Origin of the sequence: Streptomyces sp. 351MFTsu5.1, from assembly GCF_000383655.1 — a bacterium.
In the GTDB taxonomy this organism is placed as follows: Bacteria; Actinomycetota; Actinomycetes; order Streptomycetales; family Streptomycetaceae; genus Streptomyces; species Streptomyces griseorubiginosus.
This window is the reverse complement of sequence record NZ_KB911776.1, coordinates 287,716-307,061: the sequence shown is the minus strand read 5'-3', so window position 1 is coordinate 307,061 and position 19,346 is coordinate 287,716. Positions and strand designations below refer to the sequence as shown.

Genomic DNA, 19,346 nt, shown 5'->3' with positions numbered 1-19,346 from the left:
CGCGGGTGCCGGACGTTTTGGGGTCAGGCCGCGTCGAGCAGGATCCGCGCCATCTCGTCGGGACGCTCCAAGGCGGAGAAGTGGCCGGTGCGGGGCACGGTGATGCGGTGGACGTCCGTCAGCGCGTCGGCCACGCGGTCTCGTTCGGCGGGCTTGGACCAGTCGTTCTCGCTGTAGACGAGGGTGACGGGTGCCGACACGCGCGGGTAGCGCTCGCGGGCCCGGTCGAATCCCTTGAGGCTGCGGAAGATCCCTCGGCCCACCTTGTCGTAGCCCTGGCGGCGGCCGCTCCTCAGCAGCTCGGTGATGAAGTCCTCGGGCAGCTTGGTCTTGTCGACGTAGCCGCCCTGCAGAATGGCCCGGAAGATCGGCCGCGGCTCCTGGGTGGCGAAGAAGGGGCCCAGCACGGGCATCCGCACGCTGGAGATGATGAGGCGGGCGATCAAGTTTCCGCGTTCGCCTCCTTGGGGGTAGTCGTAGCTGTTGAAGGCCACGACCCGGCTGACCCGGTCCTTCAGGTCGATCGATGCCTGCAGGGACAGGGCGCCGCCGAGCGATTCGCCCGACAGGGTGACGTCGTGAAGGTCCAGTCCGCGGACGAACTCGACGACCGCGGCCCGCAGTTGCGGCTCCTCGTACTGGGCGCCGGGGACGATGTCGGACCATCCCATCCCGGGCAGATCCAGCGCGTAGACCGTGTAGTGGTCCCACAACAGCGGGATCACGCGCTGGAAGTAGTCGAGCTGACCGCGCACAGTGTGCATCAGCACGAGGGCGGGGCCGGTGCCCACCGTGTAGTAGCGCAGCCGCGAACCGTCGGCCCGGGTGAAGAACCGCATCTCGCCGCGGCCGTCGCTCCAGGTTCTCGCGTACGTCGCGTCGGGAGACTCGTTGCGCTCCATGGTTCTGTTCCTTTCAGGCGAGGAGAATGCCGCAATGCGGTCAACCCGCTCATTTCTTTGATCTGTGAAGTTGATCAGGGCGCAAAGAGGTGCGGTCGCCCGAAGTGTCCTGTCTCAGCGGCCCGCGAGGGCCGTGCCGGTGATCCGGCGGAGCGTCGGCCGGTAGCGCTGCTCGGCCATGACCCGCAGCCCGGCGCGGATGTTCTGCAAGAGGCCCTGGTCGGCCAGGCTCAGCGCAGCGTGTCCGCCCAGTTCGCCGGCACACGCCCCGCCGGTCCCGGCGCGGGCTGGTCGGCAGGGTGGGCGTCCGGGGGAGCCAGGTCCGGACCGGACTCGTACAGCTCGGACGTCTCGAAGTTCCAGAACCAGGTCTCCCCCGGCTCGTAACTGCGGATCACCGGATGGCCGGTGTCCCGGAAGTGGCCAGTGGCGTGCTTTGCGGGTGAGTCGTCGCAGCAGCCGATGTGACCGCACTGGGCGCAGCGCCGCAGATGGAACCACCAGCCGCCGTCGGCGTCGCACTCGACGCATCGGGCACCGCTGGGCGGGACGCTGGGGTCGATTCCGGTGTCCTTGGTCATGAGGGCTCCTGGGCCGGGTCGGGGACGGCATCGGGCTCGGCATCGGGCTCGGTGGCGGTGAGGGGGAGTAGCACCTGGAAGCGGGTGTCGCCGGGGACGGACTCGACTTTCAGGTCGCCGTGGTGCTTGTTGACGACGATCCGCCAGGAGATGTCCAGCCCCAGCCCCGTGCCCTCACCCACCGGCTTGGTGGTGAAGAAGGGATCGAAGATCCGTCCCCTGATGTCCGGCGGCACTCCGGGTCCGGTGTCCCGGAACTCCACGAGCAGCCGGTCGTGTTCGAGGGCGGTCCGGACGGTCAACGTCCCTTCGCCGCCCGCGCTCTTGATGGCGAAGACCGCGTTGTCGATCAGGTTGGTCCACACCTGGTTCAGTTCGGCCGGGTAGGCCGGAATCCTCGGTACCGAGCGGTCGTACTCCTTCACGACCTTGACCTGGGGGCCGATCTTTCCCGACAGCATCAGCAGTGTGCTGTCGAGGAGTTCGTGGACATCGGCGACCTGGTAGGGCGCGCGGTCCAGCTGCGAGTACTGCTTGGCGGCGTCGACGAGGTGCGAGATACGGGTCGTGGACTCCTCGATCTCGGACATCAACAGCTCGGCCTCGACCGTGTAGGTGAGCCACCCGATGGCACTCTGCAGGATCTCCTCCTGGTCGCATGCCGCCGCGATCTGCTCCAGCCACTCGACGTCGAGACCGCCCTGCACGAAGGTCGGCGCGATCTGCCAGCCGTTCGGGACACCGTGGTCGTCGAGCCAGTCGGCGAGTTCGTCCTCCCGGTCGGACGCTTCGAGCGGGCCGAGTGCCGGCGCCTTGGAGACCCGCTCGGCCGTACGCTCCTGGAGGTCGACCAGGGCCTTCAGGGCGTCGCCGTGATAGTCGCCCGACGCGATGACGCCGAGCTTGGTGCGCATGTGCGCGACCCGGTCCCTGAGCGATGCGGTGGCCCGTACGGCCGCCGCGGCCGGGTTGTTGAGCTCATGGGTGAGACCCGCGGACAGCGAACCCAGCGCCAGCAGCCGTTCGCGCTGCCCGACGGCCCGCTGAAAGGTCTGCGAACCGAGGAAGAGCCCCTCCAGGAGATGGATCGCCATCGGAAACCACTCGTGCATGAAGCTCGCGAACGATTCGGCGGGCAGCACGAAGAACCTGGTCGGCTCGGTCACCCGCAGCGAGTTCACGTACCGCTGCGGTTTCCCCTCCCCGACGTACGCCATCACGGCCCCCGCGTACACCCCTGGCTGGGACGTGCGGCTCACCTCGATGTCGTCGCTGCCTACCCGGCGCGACATGACGACCGCGCCCTCGATCATCACGTAGAAGCAGGCCGCCGGGTCACCTTCGGTGAACACCGGTCCGGGGTCGAACAGTTCGACCCGGCCCTCGCTGCACAGCCTGTCGATCTGCTCGGCGCTGAGCTTCTCGAAGAGGAACAGTGAGCTGATCTCCGCCGCGCTGCACGGCATCAACTGCCCGCTCATGACTGCTCCCGATACCGGTGGACGAGCATCACGGCCATGGCTCCCTCTCCGACGGCGGACGCGACCCGCTTCGCGGACTCCGCGCGCGCGTCCCCGGCGACGAACACACCGGGGATGTTGGTCTCCAGGTGGTACGGCGGCCGATCCAGCTCCCAGTTGGCCGGCGGTCGCCCGTCGGGGCTGAGGTCGGGCCCGGCCAGGATGAACCCGCGCTCGTCCCGCAACACGGTGCCCTCCAGCCAGTCGGTCAGCGGGGCCGCGCCGATGAACACGAACAGCCACTGGGCGTCGACCCGCTCGGTCTGACCGCTCGTCGTGTTGCGCAATGTCAGCTGTTCCAGTTGGTTTTCGCCGTGCGCGGCCTCGACGACCGTGTGGGCCCGTACCGAGATGTTCGGTGCCTCGGCGATCTGCTGGATGAGGTAGTGCGACATGGACGCGGTGAGGTCCGCGCCGCGCACCAGCAGCGTGACCGACTTGGCGCCCCTGGCCAGGTACATCGCCGCCTGCCCGGCCGAGTTGGCGCCGCCGACGATGTACACGTCGTGCCCCTGGCAGGCGGCAGCCTCGGTGAGCGCGGAGCCGTAGAACACCCCGCGGCCCGACAACTCGTCGGCACCCGGCGCCTGAAGCTGCCGGTACGACACACCGGTCGCCAGGATCACGCTGTGCGCCGCGATCTGCGACCCGTCCGCGAACCGCACGAGCCGCGCCGCCCCACTGCTCTCCAGACCGGTCACCTCCCGCGCGGAGAGGATCTCGGCGCCGAACTTCGTGGCCTGGCGTCGCGCCCGGTCGGTGAGCTGGCCACCGGACACCCCGTCCGGGAAGCCCAGATAGTTCTCGATCCGCGAACTCTGTCCGGCCTGTCCGCCGGTCGCCGACCGCTCCACCAGCACCGTACGCAGCCCCTCCGAGGCCCCGTACACGGCCGCGCCCAGCCCGGCCGGACCGCCGCCGATCACGACAAGGTCGTAGAAGTCGGCCGTGGGTGTCGTCGCCAGCCCCACGTGCGCGGCCAGTTCGGGCACCTCCGGCTCGACGAGCGCCGTACCGTCCGCCGTGATCACCACCGGCAGCCGCTCCCCGTCCGCCCCGGCCGCCGCGAGAAGGCGCTGCCCCTCGGGTTCCTCGGTGGAGTACCAGCGGTACGGCACCTGGTTGCGGGCCAAAAACTCCCGTACCTCCGACGAGCGCGCCGACCACCGGTGACCGACGACCTTCGTGCTCGGCACCGGCCGGAAGTCAGTGCACCGCCACGCCTCCAGCAGGTCGTCGAGCACCGGATAGAGCTTCTCCTCCGGCGGGTCCCAGGGCTTGAGGAGGTAGTGGTCGAGGTCGACGACGTTGATCGCGTCGATCGCCGCGTTCGAGTCCGCGTACGCCGTCAGCAGCACGCGCCGGGCCCCCGGATACAGGTCCAGGGCCTGTTCGAGGAACTCGATGCCGTTCATCTGCGGCATGCGGTAGTCGGCCAGGATCACCGCCACGAGGTCGCCGCGCAGCTTCAGCTCCCGCAGCGCCTCCAGCGCAGACTCGCCGGACTCCGCACGCACGATCCGGTACGAGGCGCCGTAGCGCCGCCGCAGGTCACGGGCGACGGCACGGGACACCCCGGGGTCGTCGTCCACGGTCATGATCACGGTCCGCGCAGCGTCCAACAGCGGTCGGCCGAGAGATGCTGATGCCGGCTTCGGTGTCTCTGGTTCGGACATGTGTGTCTCCTCGGGCGCCGCCCCGTACAGCGGGGTCATCCGGCCAGTCGGTTGAGCTTGCGGATCTGTCCGTCGAAGGCGCTCGAGGGCACGATCCGGCGCAGGAGGCTGACGCGTTTGGCCATCGGGCCGGCGGTGTACCGGAGCTTGGGCTTGGAATCGGTGGCGGCCGCGACGATCACCTTCGCCACAACGTCCGGGCCGTCGGCGTTGCGCACGGCCGTGGCCAGCACGTCCCGGGAGATCTCCCGCTGTGCGGCGTAGATGGGCAGGGGCGAGTCGGGTGCCATGCTGCTCGCCTCGAAACTCGTGCTCGTGTAGGCGGGCTCGACCAGCAGCATCCGGACGCCGTGCTCGCGCAGCTCGTGGTCGACGGACTCGGAGTAGCCCTCGACCGCATGCTTGGTAGCGGCGTAGACGGCCATGAAGGGGGCCGGGATCAGACCGAGGACCGAGGAGACGTTGAGCACGCGACCACTGCCCTGGGCGCGCATGTGGGGCAACACCGCTTTGGTCATCCGCATCAGGCCGAAGACGTTGATGTCGAACACCTCCTTCGCCTGGCTGATCGAGCTCTCCTCGCCGGCGCCGACCGCGCCCACGCCCGCGTTGTTGACCAGGACGTCGATCCGACCGAACCGAGCGATCACCTCCCCTACCAGGGCGCGGACCGACTCGTCGCTGGCCACGTCGAGATCGAGGAACGTCACCCCGGCGAGCGGCTCCGCTTTCGCTGCGTTGCGGCTCGTGCCGACCACCGCGAAGCCGGCGCCCACCAGGGCGAGCGCAGCCGCCCGCCCGATCCCGGAGGAGGCGCCCGTCACGAGGGCCACTCGGTGAGCTGTCTGCATGGTGGTTCCTCGGGTTGTCGGCATGGCTTCGTCGGGCACTGTCCGGTGAGTTCAGCACGGTTGTTTACTGAACAGTCCGGAACCTATGCAGTTCTGTACTGGCTTGTCAAGAAGTGTAGGTCGGCTTTACCTTCTTTGTATGGCCAGACCACGCAGCTTCGACCGCGACCACGTCCTGCATGCCGCCGAGCGGCAGTTCCGCACCGCCGGCTACAACGGCACGAGCGTCGACGACATCAGCGCAGCCACCGGCCTGGGCCGGGGCAGCCTCTACGGTGCGTTCGACGGCAAGCACGGCGTGCTGATGGAAGCGATGACCGGCTACTTCGGCCGGCTGGCGCAGGGTCCGCGCAAGATGCTCGACGGACCGGACGAGGGCGCCCTGGAACGACTGCACCAGTACTTGCTCCGCGCCGTCCACGGGGTGCCACTCGCCGCGGACGTACCCCCCGCCTCCGACCGGGCGGGGGCGGCCTGCTTCGCCGCCAAGATGGCCCTGGAGGTCGGCGCCTCCGACCCCGAGGTGAAACGCCTGGCCAACGAGTGCTTCTCCGTCGTCCGGGCGGCGGTGGCCGATTGTGTGCGAGCGGCGCAGCGCAACGGCGACCTCGACCCCGACGCGGACGCCGACGACCTCGCGTACCTTCTGCTGACCGTCATCCGCGGCAGCGATGTCGTGGGAGCGTACGGCCACAGCCCCGAGCGCCTGACCTCGATAGCGGAGAGCGCGTTCGCCCTGCTGCCTCGCCCGCAGCACCACTGACAAGGGCACGGCGCCGTCCGCGCCGTAGCGACGGCGTCAGCCTGTGTCCCGTACGCGGTGCAGCAGGCCCATCAACTCCCCGTACCGCAGGACGTGCGTGCGAGACCCAACCGTGCCGCAAGAAGGAAGCTGTGGAAAAGCACCGAGACACCGAGGCCATGCTGGCCCTGCTCGACGCGATGGACCAGATGCCGAGCGCAAGCCTGCTGCGGGCCCGCTCCTATGAACTGCTGTCTCTTGTCCCGGGCTCGTCTGTCGTGGACGTCGGCTGCGGTGCCGGGCGGGCCGTCGGCGAGCTGGTAGAGCGTGGCGTCCACGCGGTGGGCGTGGATCCCGATCCGTGGATTCTGGCCGCGGCCCGGGAGCGGTGGCCGGGGGCCGAGTTCTGGGAGGCGGGGGCGGAGGATCTGCCGTTCGCCGACGGAAGTGTGCGCGGCTACCGTGCCGACAAGGTCTTCCAATTTCTTCAGGAGCCGTGGCGCGCGGTGGCGGAAGCGCGGCGCGTCCTCTGCCCGGGCGGCAGGATCGTCCTGGTCGGGCAGGACTGGGACGCCATCATGGTCGACTCTGATGACGCGGCACTCACCCGCACGATCGTGCACGGCCGTGCCGACCTCCTGGGCACGCCCCGCGCCGGGCGCCAGTACCGCAACCTGCTCCTGGACGGCAGCTTCGACGACGTCACCGTCGAGGTGCACACGAGCGTGTTCACCGATCCCGCGATGCTGTCGTTGGCCACCATGCTCTCCGAGGGGGCCTGCACGAGCGGTGCGGTCGGCCGTGACCAGGCCGATGAGTGGGTCGCCGAACAGCGCCGACGCGCCGAGGCCGGCCGCTTCCTCATCGCCATTCCGTTCTTCGTGGCTGCCGCCTCCGCCTAGAGAGCAGATGGAGCACGGGCTGCGGGAATCCGCTTGACCGGGGAACGGTGACCAGATGCCCGAGGAGAACGCGGCGAACGTCACCGGCCCCGTCGAACGGCCGGTCAGCTCGGCGAGTTCACGGCGAGCCTCCGCCTGTTCGTCGAGTACGACGGCGACGATCCCGATCCGCACGAGCAGTGGCACGACCTGGCCTCCGCGTCGGTCGCCGACGACGAGTACCGCGTGGTCACCCCCGCCGACTGGTCACCGTCGCCCGCGCAGTGAAGGACAAAGGCGTCCCCGTCCCCGAGATCGCGAAGCTGTCCAGCAAGACCGGTAAGAACGCAGGACAGCACCCCTCGGTCAGCTCCGTCTGCCGCGCGCGCTCGCCGAAGCCGAGGAGACCGGCGCCCCGGCCGGGCCGGAGATCATCGCCCCGCGCCGGCCGAGCCGCGTGGAGCTCACCGGGCCCGGAAGCGACGCCACCGACGCGGTGGGCACGGTCGTTGAACAGACCGAGGACCAGGCGAACGACGTCGTGGCCGCGCTGCTCGCGCATGCCCGACGCCCAGGGGAGCACGCGTGATCCCCTGGGCGTCGCACCGTGCGAAGGGCCCCCGGGCACTCTGAGCCGAACGCCCTGCCCAGATCGGCCCGTTCGGCCGCACGCCCGATCCCGGCGAGGACGAGGGCCACGATCAGTCCGACGAGGAAGTTCCGGCTCCGAAAGTCACTCAGGGGTTACTTGTCAGTTCTGCTCCGGAGCGCTCACTGGCTCGGGGCACCCACCAGTTCAGGCAGGCGAGTGTTGTTCTGCAGCACCCACCGCAAGGTCCGCGGTGCGCGCCCGAGCAGGGTTTCCAGTTGGTCGGAGACTTCGTCGTACCGCCCGCCGGCGATCAGACTGGTCTGGATCCTCAGGTGCGCCGCCACGTGCCGGGCCGTACCCGGATCACCCAGGTCCTTCTGTAGGGCGGTCTCGTCAAGGAAGGCATCCTGCCATGCCTCCAACTCCTCAGGGATGTAGACGACCTGGCGTCCCAGCACGGCTGCGTAGTCCTCAGCGAACCCGTACATGTCCTTCAGCTCCGGGCCGGTGAGCGCGTAGGACTTCGAGATGTGCGGTGCGGGGTCGACCAGCGCCTTCACGCACACCTCTGCCACGTCGTGCACGGCGATGGGCGCGAGCCGCTGGTTGCCGAAGGGCAGGCGCAGTTCACCGTTGCTCAGCGGGCCCGCCAGCATCCAGGTCAGATGGGGGTTCTCTGCGAACAGGGTCGCACGCACGTTGACGGTCGGGAGGCCGGACCACTCCAGCACCCGCTCGCAAACCCAGTGCGCCCGCTGCTGCGGTGACCAGTCCGTGACCAGTCCGCCGAGCCAGGAACGCCGCTCCTCATCCGGTGCGGTCATCTTCTCGAACGTCATGTACGACTGCTCGTGGTTGGACAGGTGCACGAAGGCCTCGATGTCGCCCTGGGCACGCGCCGCCGTGGCCATCAAGGTGAGGGCATCGACGTAGTACGGCTGCGGGGTCATGCTGAAGTAGATGCGCTTGACACCCTTCAGTGCGGCGGCCACGTCCGCGAGTTTGAACAGGTCACCGACGAAGACCTCGGCCCCGGCCTCGCGCAGCGACTGCGCGCGTTCGTCGTCCCGTCGCACGAACGCGCGCACCGGGTGGCCCTGTTCGAGCAGCATGTCGATCATCACCCTGCTCACGCCACCAACGTGACCGCCGGCGCCGGTGATCAGAATGGGATTGCGCTCCGACATTGTTGTGTCCTCCATCTGGTAGGGGTGAGTCGGCCGTTCAGGAGGCCGAAGATGTGAAGTCGTCCAGGCGGGCGAGGAAGTCGAGGAGTGCGGCATTGGCCGAGTGGGTGGCGGGCTGGGAGCTCAGGGCTTCAAGATCATCGTGTGGCCGCTTCGGGGCTTGCTTCGGCGGTCTTCCGGAGGGCCGCGTCGGTGTCCGCGAGGACCAGCACCTTGTTGATGTCGGCGCCGGCCAGTGCGCCGCCCGCTGCGGAGGCCTCGACCTGGGCGGGTCGGAGGAGGGTCAGCTGTTCAGGAAGCCCACGATGCGATCGGTGACCGCCTTGGGCTGTTCGACGTGCGGGAAGTGCCCCGCGCCGGGTATGACGATGCGTTCGAAGCCGTTCGTGAACAGGTCGTCCATGCCGTCGCTCAACTCCACGGCAAAGCAGTTGTCGTCGGCGCCGTGGAGGTAGAGCGACGGGACGGTGATGGCGCCGAAGGCCCGGGCTTGCAGGGACTGGGTCGCCTCGTCCGCGGGGGGCGTGAACAACTGGCGGTAGTAGCCCAGGACCTCGGTCAGGACTCCTGGAGCACCCAGGGTTTCCTTGAGCGCGGCACGCTCCGCGTCCGGCAGCTCGTAGCCGGGTGACCATTCCCGCCAGAGCCGGTCGATGAAGGCGAAGTCGTCGTGCGCGACGGCCGCCTCCGCCAGGGCTGTCTGGAAGAAGAACATGTACCAGCTGCGTCGCTGCTGGTCGCCGTCGGTGACCAATGCGTTCATCAGTTGCCGGCCATGGGGAGCCGCCATGGTGACAAGCTTGCGGACACGCCTCGCGTCGAGGCTCGCTGCCCCGTACGCCGCCGCGGCTCCGAAGTCGTGGCCGACGATATCCGCCTGCTCGCGCCCGAGCGCTTCGATCAGGGTCAGGACGTCCTGGCCGGTCGAGGCAACGCGGTAGGAGCCGTCGGGGGCCGCGCCGCCGGGCCAGTATCCGCGCTGTGCGGGCGCGACCGCCCAGTACCCTTCCTGCGCAAGGCGGTCGAGGATCCCTGCCCAGCTGGCCGCATGGTCGGGAAACCCGTGGAGGCACACAACGAGCGGCCCGCTGCCGGCCTCAAGGATCGGCACCTCCAGTCCGGCTGCCTGAACCGTCCGATGCCGGACCCGGTCGCTCGCCTGGGACCCCCTGGCCGGGGAGTCCTCGCCAAAGGGCGGTCGCTGGGTCATCTGTGTCATGAGTTCAACCCCCAAGCCGCCTTCGCGGCGTCGCGGTCCGGCAAGCCCGGACCAAGTAGCAAGTAAGCGGCGAGTTGCGGGCCCGGACGACCTCGTTCTCCCGCTCGTGTTCGAGGAACTCCACTCACGCTGCAGCGGCGGCGATATCCAGACTTTTCATCCGCGCACTGTTGGACCTCGTCTTGGCGAGCAGCCGGCCGGCGATCGGCAGCCGGGCGAGGCGGATCATCACGGACCGAAGCAGCAACTCGGCGCGGTTGCCCGGGGTGAAGAAACCGCGCTGGCTCACAGCGCTGCCGCGGTGGTGGTCGATGAACGGGCGCAGGTGGTCCTCCCAGTCCTGCAGCGCTCGTGGCACGTCGTGCGGGTGGCGTTCCAGCATGGTGCCGAGCAGGTCCGCCCCGGCCAGGCCGGTGGATGCCCCCATGGCGGAGTAAACGGTCAGGCACCACGCGGCGTCGCCGACGAGCACGACTCGACCGCGGTGCCAGTGGTCGAGGTGCACCTGCTCGGCGGAGTCGAACAGGTGGTCCGGGGCCTTCTCGAACTGGTCGAGCAGCCAACCGAGCGTGGAGCCGGTGGGCTCGGGGCCGTAGGCGGCGCGCAGCGAGTCGATGGCCGGCCGGGTGAACTCGGCGTCCGCGTCGTCAGTGCGGTAGGAGAACAGCACCGACGGCGGACGGTCGGCGAACGGGAACACCCACACCGATCGGCCCGCCTCGGCCATGGTCAGCCCGTCCTTTGGGCGGTAGCCGGGTATCGGCTCGGGCAGGCTGAACACGGCGATCATGTAGTTCAGCCGACGGATCGGGCTCTGCTCGGGCTCGAACGCAAGCCGGCGCACCGTCGAGCGCAGTCCGTCTGCCCCGACCACCAGGTCGAACCGTTCGACGGTCGTCGTCTCCGTCGTCAGGTCGCGGATCTCGACGTCCACCCCGCCGAGGTCCTGGTCCAGCGCGATCGGCACGTTCGAGTACCGGATCTCGACCTCGTCGGGCAGGGCGGTGAAGGCCGCGTCTTCGATGTCGCCCCGCACCACCAGTCGAGACCCGCCGAACACATCGGCGTAGCTCAATCCGCGGCGGCGCCGGCCCGTGCGGTCGACGTCGTAGCTCACGCTTTCCGGAGAGACGCGATTCGGCACCGCATCGGCGAAGCCCAGCCGTTCGGCGGCGGCGAGCCCGGTCCCGAACAGGGCGATGAAGTATCCGCCGCGGCGCCGCTCGGGGGCCTTCTCCAGCACCACCACGTCCCAGCCCGCGCGATGCAGTCGCAGCGCGGAGGCGATCCCGCTGATCCCGAGGCCGACCACCAGGGCCCGCGGTCGCGATGTCGTGTTCCTGTCCATGGGATTGAGCTCCGACATTGTCGTGTTCTCCATCTGGTGGGGGGATGGGGGCGGCCGTTCAGGAAGCCGAGGATGTGGAGTCGTCGAGACGGGCGAGGACGTCGAGGAGCGGGGCGTTGCCTCAGCGGGACGCTCCTGCTGCTTGCTTGCTGGGCATGACTGAGACCGGTTGGAAACTGATCGGTGTCATGAGTTCAACCTCCAAACCGCGTCCGCGCCGTCACGGTCCTGCACGCCCGGACCAAGCCGGCCCGATGAGCTCAGCACAGTTATTTACTGAACAGTCCGAAACTTAGATAGTTCTGTACTGGGTTGTCAAATACGATGCGTCGGCTCTACCTTCGGCACATGGCAAGACCACGAAGCTTCGACCGCGACCAAGTCCTGCATGCCGCCGAGCGACAGTTCCGCACCTCGGGCTACAACGGCACGAGCATCGACGCCATCAGCGCCGCCACCGGCCTGGGCCGCGGCAGCCTCTACGGCGCGTTCGACGGCAAGCACGGCGTGCTGCTGGAAGCGATGACCGGCTACTTCGGTCGGCTGGGGCAGTTTGCGCCGGAGGCGCTCGACGGACCGGACGAGGGCGCCCTGGAACGACTGCACCAGTACTTGCTCCGCGCCGTCCACGGGGTGCCACTCGCCGCGGACGTACCACCCGCTCCCGACCAGGCGGGGGCGGCCTGCTTCGCCGCCAAGATGGCCCTGGAGATCGGCGCCTCCGACCCCGAGGTGAAACGCCTGGCCAACGACTGCTTCTCCGTCGTCCGGGCGGCCGTGGCCGATTGTGTGCGAGCGGCGCAGCGCAACGGCGACCTCCACCCCGACGCAGACCCCGACGACCTCGCGTACGTTCTGCTGACCGTCATCCGCGGCAGCGAGGTGGTAGGCGCCAATGACCACAGCCCCGACCGCCTGACCTCGATCGCGGAGGGCGCCTTCGCCCTGCTGCCTCGTCCGCGCCGTACCTGAGAAGGACACGGCCGGCCTCGCTGCACAGGCATCCGATGGCCCGCAGGTTCACGCGCCACCGGGCGGTCGCCTGGGCAGTCGGCGAAGAACTGCGCTCGATTCCGGCAGCGTCACCCGGCGCTCGCGGCACACGACAACTGCCACCACAACCGCCACGGTCCCCGCGATACCAGTTGGCGGCCCGGGTACGCCCGGCTGCCGTACACCTCCACAAACTCCCGGGCCGCCGAGGGCGACTGCACGTTGCCCGCCGTTGAGAGCACTGCCTCCACGTTCAGTGACCCGCCTTCGAAGACCGATGGGTGCCAACGCATCCACCATCTGCCCGGGACACCCGTCACCCGTGGACACGGTCCTGCCGGGCTGCCTCGTCGCACCGCGGTCACCGAGGGCCGGACATCCGCAGAAACGCCTCGAAGACGCAGCCGCGTCAGGTCCGCGACCTCCGTTTGAGGCATCCACTCCCACTTTCGCGTGCCACGCTCACGGGCGGGTCACGGCCGCTGGGCGCTCTGTCCGCCTGCCCCGCCATCAAACTTGAGCAGGGGTAATACAGGGATGCTGGCCTCGTGTCACGGTATGCCTCCTTGCCGACTGTCCCTGTGCCTGCCGCGGCGCCACAGACGGGCAGAACCCGCTCGCCACGAGGTACCGCGGAGGACCTGAGGCACCACAACCGACACCCATCCCTGTGCTGCTGAGCCCTGCTACTTCCCCTGCCTTGCAGGCACCAACGCCCCTCAGAATCGTCGCCATTCGTACCAGCCTTCCTTGCACAGCCCTGTCTCCGTCGTCCGCCACCTACTGCGCGCCAAGGGGCGGTCCCGTGGTCCCAGGCCATGACTTACGGCGACCCTCCCGGTTCCGTCGCTGCCTCGGACGCCCTGCTCCCTCCGTTCAACCCAGGAAATACATGTGTGGTTCAGGACAGAACCTCTGCCCCGCCAGCGGGTCCTGCCCCGAAGCGCCCCTACCTGTTCCCAGGCGCCAATCCTCCGTACCCAAGGACTCCTGATCAGTTACCCATTGCCAAGACAAGCGCACGTGCCCCTATCCGACGCCCCTATCTCCTGACAGAGAAACTCCCCCCTGGGCGGCGCTCAAGGTAAAAGCCCACACGACAGGGCTACCCCTCCATACACAACAGAACGAACAGGGGTTACCGGCTCGAAGAAGAGAGAACCATGAAGCAAAAGATCACCTCTCTTTCAGAAATTACCCCGACACCACGGGGCAGGGAATACAAGCCCGATTGAACAGCCCTTCCTTTCAAGCGAGACAGCGAAACGTTCCTCCACCCCGGACAGGCCCTGGATAGCAAAACGTGAATTTTCGATACCGTTCGGACAGGCAACCCGACAGGTAATTGACCTTGTCGCTACTTCGAGTGAAGCACCCCTTGCGAGAGGGGTAACTTATGCATTCTCATAGGTAGGGTTCTGCAATGATCGAAACCCTTCCATGGGAAGAAGTAGCCGGTAATCCCGACAAGTACATCCAGCTCTTGGAGGAGAAGGAGGTCGAACTGCAGCGCGATATTTTCAAGGTCCGCCAGGAGCTTCGCCTCGTACGTCAGGTAAAGAAGCAGATGCAGATCGCAGACGAGTGGCGGACATCGGGCATCCCTGAACAGCGACAGTCCGACACAGACTCCGACGACGCCGAGCCGGCAACGGCAACCGGCGGCTTCCAGGCCGTGCCCCGCAAGACCCGTATCTTGCGGCTGATGGCGCAGGATCCACTGCGGCAGTGGAAAGCCCTCGAAGTGGCCAACGCACTCAACGAAGCCGACAAGATCAAAAGCGTTCGCGTGGCAGCGGATGAACTGGCCAAAGCCGGATCTTTGATCAAGCTGCCGAATGCCTTCTACCAGTACGCACCACCCCAGCAGCCTTAAACAAAAGAAGGCCGCCACCAAGGAGTCCAGTCCAAGGTGACGGCCAACGGCGACGAACCCACCTAGAACCTTCCACAGTGCCGGATCAGTTCGTCACGTTGCATTTTACGAGCGGCCGAGGGCCGCCGGTAGCGCACGACGAAATATGGTCCCGCCCTTCGCCCGAAGGGATGACCGCCCGCAAGTTCGGTTTCGAACAGCCATTCCGTGCCCCATGTCCGTATACCGGCGGCTCCCCGCAGCGGCCCGCTTCACACTTCCCGGCCGGGCCAGAGATCGCAGTCCAGCGCCTTTTCGAGATTGGCAATGGTCAGCAGGTCGGGCCACGCCTCACCGGCGAGCGCTTTGGCGATCGTGAAGCGGGCCACGCCACTTTCTCGCGACAACTGAGCGACGGACCAGCCCCGCCCGTCGAGCGCAGCCCTGAGCCGAGCAGCCATGGCCTGGGCGACCCGCGCCCCGTGGTGCTCCTCCATGACGGCCTCAGGCCACGCGCCGCCGGCGCAGTACGCGCGCGGCGGCAGTCGGCGGGCATCTCCTTGGGGCATGAGGTGAAGTCTGACCCATCCGGTCCTCCCCGGTCGCGCGCGGCTGCTGCCACAGCTACATGTTATTCGAATAGCATCCCTCCGGCTGGGGTGTTGGTTTGGCGACATGTGATGAGTCAGCGGATTGATTCCTACGGCCCGTCCGGCTCCCCCGCGGGGTGGAGCCGCGTCGGCGACGAAGTGCGCCGTGTCGTCCGGCTCGCGGATCCCCTGACGTCCTACAGGGCCCGCGAACTACTCTCCGCGCTGGCCCAGTTGGCGCTCTTCTGCAACGGCGAGGGCCTACCCGGGAAAGCCGAGGTGTGGCTCTCCCGGGAGGTCATCGAAAGGTTCATCGCGGTCGGCTGCCCCAACGTGCGGGAGAGCACCCGCGGCAACTACAGGACCAGGCTCCTGCGGCTCAGCGAGATCGTCCTGGGCGGCGAATGCCGTACCGGGAAACCAGCCAAGCTGTCGGCCTCGGTTCCCAACAGTCCCTACACCCGGACCGAGCTCGCCGACCTGTGGGGCTGGGTCGGTGGCCTGCCCACCGAAGAGCTTCGCTGGGGCTGCAAGACGCTCATGGCGCTCGGGCTCGGTGTCGGCCTCGACTCACCGGAGGTCATCCGGGTTCGTGTCCACGACATCCGCAGATCCTCGGCAGGTGCCGGTCCGGTCGTCGTGGTAACGCGCGGGTCCAGGAAGCGGGAGATCCTCTGCCGCCGTTCCTGGGAAGGGGTTCTGGCCTCCGCCGCCGACCGTCTCGACACCACGGGCGCCGCCCAGTATCTGTTCCGCCCCAACTCCCACAGCCGCGGCACCAACACCGTCACGAACTTCCTGGCACGCGCCCCGCTCAGTCCAAATGTCCCTCGCCTGGTCATGGGCCGTCTCAGATCCACATGGCTGGTCGAGCTCTTCGAAGAGCGGCTTCCCATCACCGTCATCGTGGCAGCGGCCGGCGTCGACACCCTGCACGGCCTCTCCCGCATCCTGCCGTTTCTGACCGCGGTCCCCGCCGAGGAAGCCGCCCACCTGCTGCGAGGCAGCAAATGACCGCTCCTCGCAGCCTGTCCAGCGATCGCCACGAGCGTCTCCTGTCGATGCGCGCCAGTCGCAGATTCTTCGACGACGCCGACGTCGAGACAGCGATCGAGGAGGTCGACGAAAGCCAACTCGTCCCTCTGCTGGAGGAGTTCGTGCACCTCCCGCGAGGCCGGCACCGCTCCCTGCACCTCAGAAGTCTCCTGGTCGGCCTTCATCTCTGCACCCAGGACACCGGCGGAAAGATCGTCCTGGAACGGGTCACGGACATCCTGTACTTCCGCCTCAGCCCCCAACTGCGTACGCGTCTCGGCATACCCGAGTACGAAGACCACGACCAGGGATTCGAGGCCGCCTACGCCGTCGTCCGGCGGATCTTCCACGCCATGAAGGACGCGATGAACCCCTCCCCGCTGCCCTCCAACGGGCACCTCTCACGCGCGGAGGCGAACGCGCTGACGGCGGCCGCCGACGTCGACGACCTGGCGGAGCGGGAGAGACGGCTGGCGCTGTTCACCGAGTTCGTGCTGGACGCCTCCGTACGCCCCCTCCACGATCTGCTGGCAGAACTGGCCGAGGTCTCCCTGGGCATCGACGCCACCCCCGTCCGCACCTTCTCCCGCGGCCGCCGTACGAACGGACCCGAGCTCGCCACCGACCCGGACGCAGGCTGGTACGTACGCGAAGGCGACCACCGCGACCCGGATGCGCTGGTCTCCGACGCCATGCGGCCGCCTGCACCGCCCGCCAGGAAGGGCAAGGCCAAGACGTCTCTGGTCAAGAAGACGTCGCTCAAGAAGAAGTACCTCTACGGCTACGACGCGCACCTCATCGTGACCCGTGACACCGAACACGACGCCGTGCTCCTCGACGACGGCACCCCGAACCCCGGCGTCCTGCCAGTCGTCGTCCTCGGCCTCGCCCTCGACAAGCCCGGCCAGCGCCCCGCGTACAACGGCCTGAAGGTCCTCGACCGGCTCCAGGAGCGGGGATACAAACCCGGCTATCTCGCCGGCGACCGCGCCTACAACAACTCCGAGCCTGCGGAATGGCAGCTCCCCATCCGGGCCATGGGCTACAAGCCCGTCTACGACTACCGCGCGGACCAGCTCGGCAAGCAGGACGGAACTCAGGGAGCGATCCTCGTCGAGGGCCGCTGGTACTGCCCTTCCATGCCCGAGCCGCTCATCAACGCCACCATCGACCTGTACGCCGAGCGCATCGACCGTGAGACGTGGGTCCGGCTGATCGCCGCTCGCCGCGGATACCGCCTCATGCCGAAACAGCACGCCGACGCCGAGGGCTATCAGCGGATGATGTGCCCCGCCGAGGCGGGCAAGGCCCAGTGCCTCATCAAGCCCCACACCCTGGGCCGCGGCATCCACCTCCCCCTCGTCGACCCCGAGCCCAGCCCGGTCGGCCCGGTCAAGGTCTGCCGCCAGAAGGCCATCACCGTCAGCCCGGAAGCCGGCGCCAAGCAGTGGCAGGCCCTGGAATACGGCGGCCCGGAATGGCAGAAGATCTACTTCCGGCTCCGCAACAGCGTCGAGGGCTACAACGGCTACGCCAAGAACCCGCTCGCCGAAGCCATCGAGGCCGCCGGCTCCCGCCGCATCCGCGGCATCGCGGCCCAGACGATCCTCCTGGCCTTCCAGCTCGCCCACGCGAACCGTCGCAAGATCGCCAAGTGGCTTGAGACCCTCGCGCTCGGGGGCGAGCGTCCCCGCCGCCGCACCCACCACAGGCGAAAGATCAAAAAGCGCGGAGCCTGGACACCAACCGGCCATCTGCCGTCGGCCGCCTGAGCCGGCCAACGCCGCAGCCCCACCCGGAAAACAACCACCACAAAGCAGGGCCCCGACCGTGAGATACCTCACCGCCGGGGCCCTGTCACGTCCCTGCGAGGGTCAGATCTGACCCGCCAACGAGGAACGGGCCCCCACCATGACTTTCGTCACTGGTGAAGACCCGTTCCGTCGGTTCTTCATGGTGCGCGAGGGGGGAGTTGAACCCCCACGCCCTTGCGGGCACTGGAACCTGAATCCAGCGCGTCTGCCTATTCCGCCACCCGCGCATTGGGTGTGTCCTCTGGCTCCTCGCCTTGCGGTCCGGCGCCTTCCGACACGCAGAACATTAGCACGCTGGAGGGGGTGGGTTCACATCGCTTATCCGCGGGCAGCCGCCCACCAGCGGGTACGCACGCACCCGCCGAACCCGGGGTGCCTCCGCCACGTATCGACCCGTGCCGGATCACGTATCAACCTCGTACCGGTAGTCCCCGTACGCCCAGGAGCCGGTAGGGGTCCACAGTCAGGTGCGGGACACTTGTCTGCGGCCGCCTCTACGATCCTTGACGAAGGAGTTCGACAGCGGAGTTCGAAGGGGAGCTCCACAGGGAACTTCGGAGGCGTCGACACCCGTCGACCGTGCCGACAGGGGGAACCAGCCGATTCACCGGCGCGTGGATACGATCAGTAAGCAGTACCAGCCAAGCAGCCGGCGCAGTACCCAGGACGGCAAGGACGGAGGAGGTGCCTCATGGGAGTCCTGAAGAAGTTCGAGCAGCGCCTCGAAGGTCTGGTCAACGGCACCTTCGCCAAGGTGTTCAAGTCCGAGGTCCAGCCCGTGGAGATCGCGGGCGCACTCCAGCGGGAGTGCGACAACAACGCCACTATCTGGAACCGCGACCGCACGGTCGTCCCCAATGACTTCATCGTGGAACTGAGCACGCCCGACTTCGAGCGGCTCAGCCCCTACTCCGGCCAGCTCGGCGACGAGCTCGCCGGCATGGTCCGCGACTACGCCAAGCAGCAGCGCTACACCTTCATGGGCCCGATCAAGGTCAACCTGGAGAAGGCGGACGACCTCGACACCGGTCTGTACCGGGTGCGCAGCCGCACGCTCGCCGGATCCACCGACCAGCAGGCCCCCGGCACCGCCGCCCCGGCGGGCCGTCCCGGAGCCGGCGGGTACGGCTACCCGCCGCCCGCCCCGGCCGGTGCCCCGCCCATGCCCGCCGCCCCGCCGCCCGGCGGCCGCGGCGGCTACGGCTACCCGCCGGCCGCCCAGGCACAGCGCCCCGGCGCGGGCGGCCCGGTCGGCGCACCCGCCCCCGGCTCCCGCACCCGCCACTGGATCGAGATCAACGGCACCCGCCACCAGATCTCCCGCGCCACGCTGGTGCTGGGCCGCAGCACCGAAGCCGACGTGCGGATCGACGACCCCGGCGTCTCCCGCCGGCACTGCGAGATCCGGACCGGAACGCCCTCGACGATCCAGGATCTCGGATCCACCAACGGCATCGTGGTGGACGGGCAGCACACCACCCGCGCTACGCTCCGCGACGGCTCGCGGATCGTCGTGGGCAGCACCACCATCATTTACCGGCAAGCCGAAGGGTGAAGCGG

16 protein-coding genes and 1 tRNA gene are annotated in these 19,346 nt (G+C 68.3%); 7 read left to right on the top strand and 10 right to left on the bottom strand.

Annotated elements, in window-relative coordinates; all coding sequences use genetic code 11:
- Window positions 1-23 precede the first annotated feature (23 nt).
- From H295_RS0104820 to H295_RS0104795, 5 genes are all read right to left on the bottom strand, one after another.
- Window positions 24-902 carry an alpha/beta fold hydrolase gene (locus H295_RS0104820; protein WP_020134201.1) on the bottom strand — a complete coding sequence of 293 codons (879 nt, stop codon included), beginning with the start codon at window positions 900-902 and terminating at the stop codon, window positions 24-26.
- A 230-nt stretch (window positions 903-1,132) separates the two neighbouring features.
- On the bottom strand, window positions 1,133-1,483 hold the full coding sequence (locus H295_RS0104810) for a UBP-type zinc finger domain-containing protein (protein WP_020134199.1): 351 nt from the start codon (window positions 1,481-1,483) through the stop codon (window positions 1,133-1,135).
- On the bottom strand, window positions 1,480-2,964 hold the full coding sequence (locus H295_RS0104805) for an ATP-binding protein (protein ID WP_028809051.1): 1,485 nt from the start codon (window positions 2,962-2,964) through the stop codon (window positions 1,480-1,482). Before H295_RS0104805 ends, H295_RS0104810 begins: the two co-directional genes overlap by 4 nt.
- Window positions 2,961-4,679 carry a response regulator gene (locus H295_RS0104800; RefSeq protein WP_051135506.1) on the bottom strand — a complete coding sequence of 573 codons (1,719 nt, stop codon included), beginning with the start codon at window positions 4,677-4,679 and terminating at the stop codon, window positions 2,961-2,963. The genes H295_RS0104805 and H295_RS0104800 overlap by 4 nt, the downstream gene beginning before the upstream one ends.
- A gap of 35 nt (window positions 4,680-4,714) precedes the next feature.
- On the bottom strand, window positions 4,715-5,530 hold the full coding sequence (locus H295_RS0104795) for an oxidoreductase (RefSeq protein WP_028809049.1): 816 nt from the start codon (window positions 5,528-5,530) through the stop codon (window positions 4,715-4,717).
- Between the two features lie 139 nt (window positions 5,531-5,669).
- On the opposite strand from H295_RS0104795, the gene H295_RS0104790 reads away from it, so the two are divergent.
- A complete protein-coding gene (locus H295_RS0104790) occupies window positions 5,670-6,293 on the top strand; it encodes a TetR/AcrR family transcriptional regulator (RefSeq protein WP_020134195.1) in 624 nt (207 codons plus the stop codon).
- Between the two features lie 158 nt (window positions 6,294-6,451).
- The gene (locus tag H295_RS0104785; RefSeq protein WP_020134194.1) at window positions 6,452-7,174 is read left to right on the top strand and encodes a methyltransferase domain-containing protein; all 723 of its coding nucleotides are present in this window, start codon (window positions 6,452-6,454) and stop codon (window positions 7,172-7,174) included.
- Window positions 7,175-7,924: 750 nt separating this feature from the next.
- Here H295_RS0104785 and H295_RS0104775 read toward each other — a convergent pair.
- From H295_RS0104775 to H295_RS0104765, 3 genes are all read right to left on the bottom strand, one after another.
- Window positions 7,925-8,932, bottom strand: coding sequence for an NAD(P)H-binding protein (locus H295_RS0104775; protein ID WP_020134192.1), 1,008 nt, complete (start codon window positions 8,930-8,932; stop codon window positions 7,925-7,927).
- 283 nt (window positions 8,933-9,215) lie between these two features.
- Window positions 9,216-10,151: an alpha/beta fold hydrolase gene (locus H295_RS0104770; RefSeq protein WP_020134191.1), complete on the bottom strand. Its 936-nt coding sequence runs from the start codon at window positions 10,149-10,151 to the stop codon at window positions 9,216-9,218.
- A 124-nt stretch (window positions 10,152-10,275) separates the two neighbouring features.
- Window positions 10,276-11,463 carry an FAD-dependent monooxygenase gene (locus tag H295_RS0104765; RefSeq protein ID WP_020134190.1) on the bottom strand — a complete coding sequence of 396 codons (1,188 nt, stop codon included), beginning with the start codon at window positions 11,461-11,463 and terminating at the stop codon, window positions 10,276-10,278.
- 384 nt (window positions 11,464-11,847) lie between these two features.
- On the opposite strand from H295_RS0104765, the gene H295_RS0104760 reads away from it, so the two are divergent.
- The gene (locus tag H295_RS0104760) at window positions 11,848-12,471 is read left to right on the top strand and encodes a TetR/AcrR family transcriptional regulator (RefSeq protein WP_020134189.1); all 624 of its coding nucleotides are present in this window, start codon (window positions 11,848-11,850) and stop codon (window positions 12,469-12,471) included.
- A 1,444-nt stretch (window positions 12,472-13,915) separates the two neighbouring features.
- Complete coding sequence (locus H295_RS0104755) at window positions 13,916-14,368, top strand: hypothetical protein (RefSeq protein WP_020134188.1); 453 nt, start codon at window positions 13,916-13,918, stop codon at window positions 14,366-14,368.
- 251 nt (window positions 14,369-14,619) lie between these two features.
- On the opposite strand, the gene H295_RS0104750 is transcribed toward H295_RS0104755, so the two are convergent.
- Window positions 14,620-14,844 carry a helix-turn-helix domain-containing protein gene (locus H295_RS0104750; RefSeq protein ID WP_020134187.1) on the bottom strand — a complete coding sequence of 75 codons (225 nt, stop codon included), beginning with the start codon at window positions 14,842-14,844 and terminating at the stop codon, window positions 14,620-14,622.
- A 183-nt stretch (window positions 14,845-15,027) separates the two neighbouring features.
- On the opposite strand from H295_RS0104750, the gene H295_RS0104745 reads away from it, so the two are divergent.
- Together H295_RS0104745 and H295_RS0104740 are read left to right on the top strand one after the other, a co-directional pair.
- Window positions 15,028-15,951 carry a hypothetical protein gene (locus tag H295_RS0104745; RefSeq protein WP_063741181.1) on the top strand — a complete coding sequence of 308 codons (924 nt, stop codon included), beginning with the start codon at window positions 15,028-15,030 and terminating at the stop codon, window positions 15,949-15,951.
- The gene (locus H295_RS0104740) at window positions 15,948-17,744 is read left to right on the top strand and encodes a hypothetical protein (RefSeq protein ID WP_043217055.1); all 1,797 of its coding nucleotides are present in this window, start codon (window positions 15,948-15,950) and stop codon (window positions 17,742-17,744) included. The genes H295_RS0104745 and H295_RS0104740 overlap by 4 nt, the downstream gene beginning before the upstream one ends.
- A gap of 182 nt (window positions 17,745-17,926) precedes the next feature.
- Here H295_RS0104740 and H295_RS0104735 read toward each other — a convergent pair.
- Window positions 17,927-18,013 (bottom strand) — tRNA-Leu (locus H295_RS0104735).
- A gap of 464 nt (window positions 18,014-18,477) precedes the next feature.
- Here H295_RS0104735 and H295_RS0104730 point away from each other — a divergent pair.
- Window positions 18,478-19,341 (top strand): FhaA domain-containing protein, encoded by an 864-nt coding sequence (locus tag H295_RS0104730; RefSeq protein WP_020134184.1) that lies wholly within the window; start codon window positions 18,478-18,480, stop codon window positions 19,339-19,341.
- The last annotated feature ends 5 nt before the right edge of the window (window positions 19,342-19,346 follow it).